The sequence below is a fragment of the Catenulispora pinistramenti genome (assembly GCF_018274385.1).
GTDB classification, from domain to species: Bacteria; Actinomycetota; Actinomycetes; order Streptomycetales; family Catenulisporaceae; genus Catenulispora; species Catenulispora pinistramenti.
This window is the reverse complement of record NZ_JAAFYZ010000417.1, coordinates 1-3,634: the sequence shown is the minus strand read 5'-3', so window position 1 is coordinate 3,634 and position 3,634 is coordinate 1. Positions and strand designations below refer to the sequence as shown.

The 3,634-nt window shown below is 69.4% G+C and carries 2 protein-coding genes and 1 pseudogene; 2 read left to right on the top strand and 1 reads right to left on the bottom strand.

All coding sequences use genetic code 11. The features are described 5' to 3' along the window. Together KGQ19_RS47965 and KGQ19_RS47960 are read left to right on the top strand one after the other, a co-directional pair. Positions 1 to 514: pseudogene (locus KGQ19_RS47965) on the top strand (hypothetical protein); the annotation flags it as partial. Between the two features lie 64 nt (positions 515 to 578). Then, entirely contained in the window at positions 579 to 1,919 is a 1,341-nt protein-coding gene (locus KGQ19_RS47960) for an FAD-binding oxidoreductase (RefSeq protein WP_230420552.1), read from the top strand. Between the two features lie 103 nt (positions 1,920 to 2,022). On the opposite strand, the gene KGQ19_RS47955 is transcribed toward KGQ19_RS47960, so the two are convergent. Next, a complete protein-coding gene (locus KGQ19_RS47955; protein WP_212022227.1) occupies positions 2,023 to 2,700 on the bottom strand; it encodes a TetR/AcrR family transcriptional regulator in 678 nt (225 codons plus the stop codon). Between the last annotated feature and the right edge of the window lie 934 nt (positions 2,701 to 3,634).

The window sequence follows — 3,634 nt, the reverse complement described above, 5'->3', positions numbered from 1 at the left end:
GTCTCCCGGATCGCACAGCACCGGCAAAACCCCGAGCCCCAGCGGCGCGATCTCGACCACCCAGAACCAGCCGTCGGCCACCGGCAGCGCATCGAACGGCGCCCCCGGCTCGGCCGCCGGCAGCAAGACCACCAGCCGCGGCGCGCCTCCCCCGCCGCACACCACGACCACCCCGCCCAAGCCGCCGACCTCGAACCCGCCGCCGAGCAACGTCGCGCCCGCGGCCCCGACCGGCGCCGCGGTCTCGGTCAACTGGGCCACCGACAACCCCAACGACTACGCCACCACGTTCACCTGGGCCCCGGTCAACGGCGCGACCAGCTACGACGTCCACTACACGTTCACCGACGGCAACGGCCACCAGAAGTACGACCAGATCTACAACACCACGGGGACGTCCTTCCGAGGCCCCAACGAGTTCAGCGATCCCTCGTCGCTGGCCTGCTTCCAGGTTCGCGCCGTGAACGCGTACGGCACCTCCGCATGGGACTCCGGAAGCCCGCACTGCGCCTAGCAGGTGTGTCCCAGGTCACATTTCGCCCGCGTCACAATCCAGCGGGCGACGCCATCTCATGGGCATGACCACAGCACTGGAAACCCTCACTCGCGACTTCAGCGGCGACATCATCGAAACCGGCCACCCCGAGTACGACGCCCTGGCCGGCACGGTCCTGGCCACCGGCACACCGACCGTCATCCTGCGGCCGAGCAGCGTCGGCGGCGTCCAGAGCGCGGTGCGCCACGCGGCCTCGGCCGGGCTCCCGCTCGCCGTCCGCGGCGGCGGCCACTCCTTCTCGGGCTTCGGCACCAACGACGGCGGCATCGTCATCGACCTGAGTCTGCTGTCCGGGGTGGAGATCGTGGACGGCGGCTGGCATGTGGTGCGTATCGGCGGCGGCGCCACCTGGGGCCAGGTGGCGACCGCGCTGGCACCGCACGGCCTGGCCCTCTCCTCCGGCGACACCAAGCAGGTCGGCGTCGGCGGGCTGACCCTCGGCGGCGGCCTGGGCTGGAAGGTGCGCAAGTACGGACTGGCGCTGGACGCCCTGGTGCGCGTGGAGATCGTGACGGCCGACGGCCGGGTCGTGATCGCCGACGCGGAGGACAACGCCGAGCTGTTCTGGGCCGTGCGGGGCGGCGGCGGGAACTTCGGGATCGTCACCGCCTTCGAGTTCGCCGCACACCCCACCACCGACGTCTTCCACGGCAAGATCGCCTTCCCCGGCGCGGAAGCCGCCACGGTCATCCCGGGCTGGGTCGAGTACATGCGCACAGCCCCCGAGGGCCTGACCGCGAGCGTCGTCTTCGCCAACCCCTTCGCCGGCGGACCGCGGGCCCCGGTCGAGATCTTCGTGACCTTCGACGGGGACTCCCAGGACGAGGCGAACGCCGCCCTGCACCCCATCCGGCACCTCGGCACCGTGACCGCCGACGACGTGGCCCTCAAGCCCTACGGCGACGTCTTCGAAGACGCCCAGACACCCCCGCCCGGCATCCGTTTCCTCACCCGGAACGCCTTCGTCGAGCGGTCCGGCGTGGACACCGCGGTGCGGATCCTCACCGAGGTCGGCTCCACGGCCGGCGCGCCGTTCCTCACCATCCGCAGCATCGGCGGCGCGATGGCCCGGGTGACCGAGGACGCGACCGCCTTCGCCCACCGCCGCGCCGAGCTGATGATCGGGACCGCGGTGGTCGGCCCGGCCCCGGTGGTCGAGGCCGGACTGCCCGCCCTGGACGCCATCTGGGACCGGCTGGCCCCGCACACCAGCGGCACGTACGCCAACTTCAACACCACGGCCACCGACGCGAACATAGCCGCCGCCTACCCGACAGACACCTACAAGCGGCTCGCAGCGGTCAAGAGCCAGTACGACCCCGCGAACCTCTTCAAGGGGAACTACAACGTGCGGCCTCTGTAGGTTTGATCGAAGAGCCGTCCGCGGCCCCGCCTCCCCCTGAGGAGAGGCCGCCAGCAGTGCCTCACCTACGAACTGCCCCGCTCGCGGCACGCTTCGTGGGCTGTCATGACGCGGTAGCGCCACCGGCCATAATGTCTTCGATCTCTGATTTACTGCGGCCGGTGTGCAGACCGAGCAGCTGCGCCAGGAGATCGTCGAGCGCGGGCCACGGCACGTTGCCGTGGCTGTTGTAGAGCGAGACCAGACCGTGCAGCCCGGTCCAGAGGATGAGCCCGGCTTGCCACTGCTCTGCGGCCGTGGACTCTTTGCCCATTGCCAACGGCTCCCCACCCGGAACTGCGGCCGCTGCGAGCGCCCGCACAAGTGCGTTCAGTAGCTCCTCGCCGGCGCCGTGCGCGTTCAGCGGCCCCAGTTGCTCGGGCATCGCGCCACCGACGATGGTGCGGTACTCCCCCGGATGCCCGACACCCCAGTGCACATACGAGGCACACCGCGCGACGAGTTCGGCGAGCGGTGTCGCCGCATCGGCCGCCGCGTCGTTCATCAGGCGCCCGAGTTCGTCGTAGCGGAGCTTCAGGACGTGCTCGATCAGCGCGGTCAGATCGGGGAAGTGGCCGTAAATGCTGGCCGGCGCCACCCCGACCTCACGCGCGACCTGACGCAGCGTCAGCGTCTCGGGCCGGTCCATGGTCGCCAGCAGCCGGGCCGTCGCCTCGACCAATTGGTCGCGGAGCACCTGGCCCTGCCCGCGTGGGTTCCGCCGCCGCGCCGCCTGCGCCACCTGCCGCTCCTTGCCGCCTCTGACCGACTCCGCCTGTGACCAACGACTGTTCAGTCTAGACGGCCGATTCCAAGGGGTGGCCGGCAGCAGGACCGCACCTGACAAGCAATCTTGCGAAACGGCTCAGCAGCAAGCATGGGCGACCCGGCCACCCCTTGGAGTCAGTCGTCTAGCTAGTGCTGTATCAGGCAACGTTTGCCCGGGAGTTTTCGCGATGTGGTTCGCGACGTGTCGGTCGGCGGGCGGGATCCGTTGGCGGGTGGAGTTTGCTGGGGGCTGGAGTTTGCTGGGGGCTGGAGTTTGCGAGCCGGGTTGCGGTTGGGGTGTGGGTTTCAAAGCTTTTTACGCCTTCGGTCATAGTTGTGCCGGTTCGGGGTTCGGGGCGGCGAGTCTGTGTCTCGGCTGCCGGTTCGCGCGTTCACAACCCCGCCGCACCTCAGGCCTCTTCAACTCCAGCAAGCCAGAGCAAGGGCACAGGCACAGGCCAGATCAAGAGCAAGATCAAGAGCCACAAGCAGGGGCAAGATCAAGAGCTGTGATGAAGGGCCGGGCCTCCGGCGGGCCTCGGCAACCTCAGGGAAACTAGCGCGGTTCCCTAGGGTGGCCGATCTAGTCTCAGCGGCGGCGGTTTGTGGGGTGGTGCGGTCCGTTCCCCTCGGCCGCGTCGTCAGCCCGGGGGGTACAGCACCGGTGTCCGGGGGTAAAGTCCGCGCGCGGCGGTTGGGTGTGTGAGCTGCGGTTTCGTTCAGCGCGAACTTGACCCCCGGCCACCGGCACTGTAGGCGAAGCCCTGCCGACGCGACCGAGGGGAACGAACCGAAAACCAGCCGGAGAAATACAAAACGCCGGGAACGAGGACACCGGTTGGTTGATGCAGCTGCCGGTGAGGTGCTGGCGGCGGGCCGGTGGTCAGTTGGTCGAGAACACGCCCGAG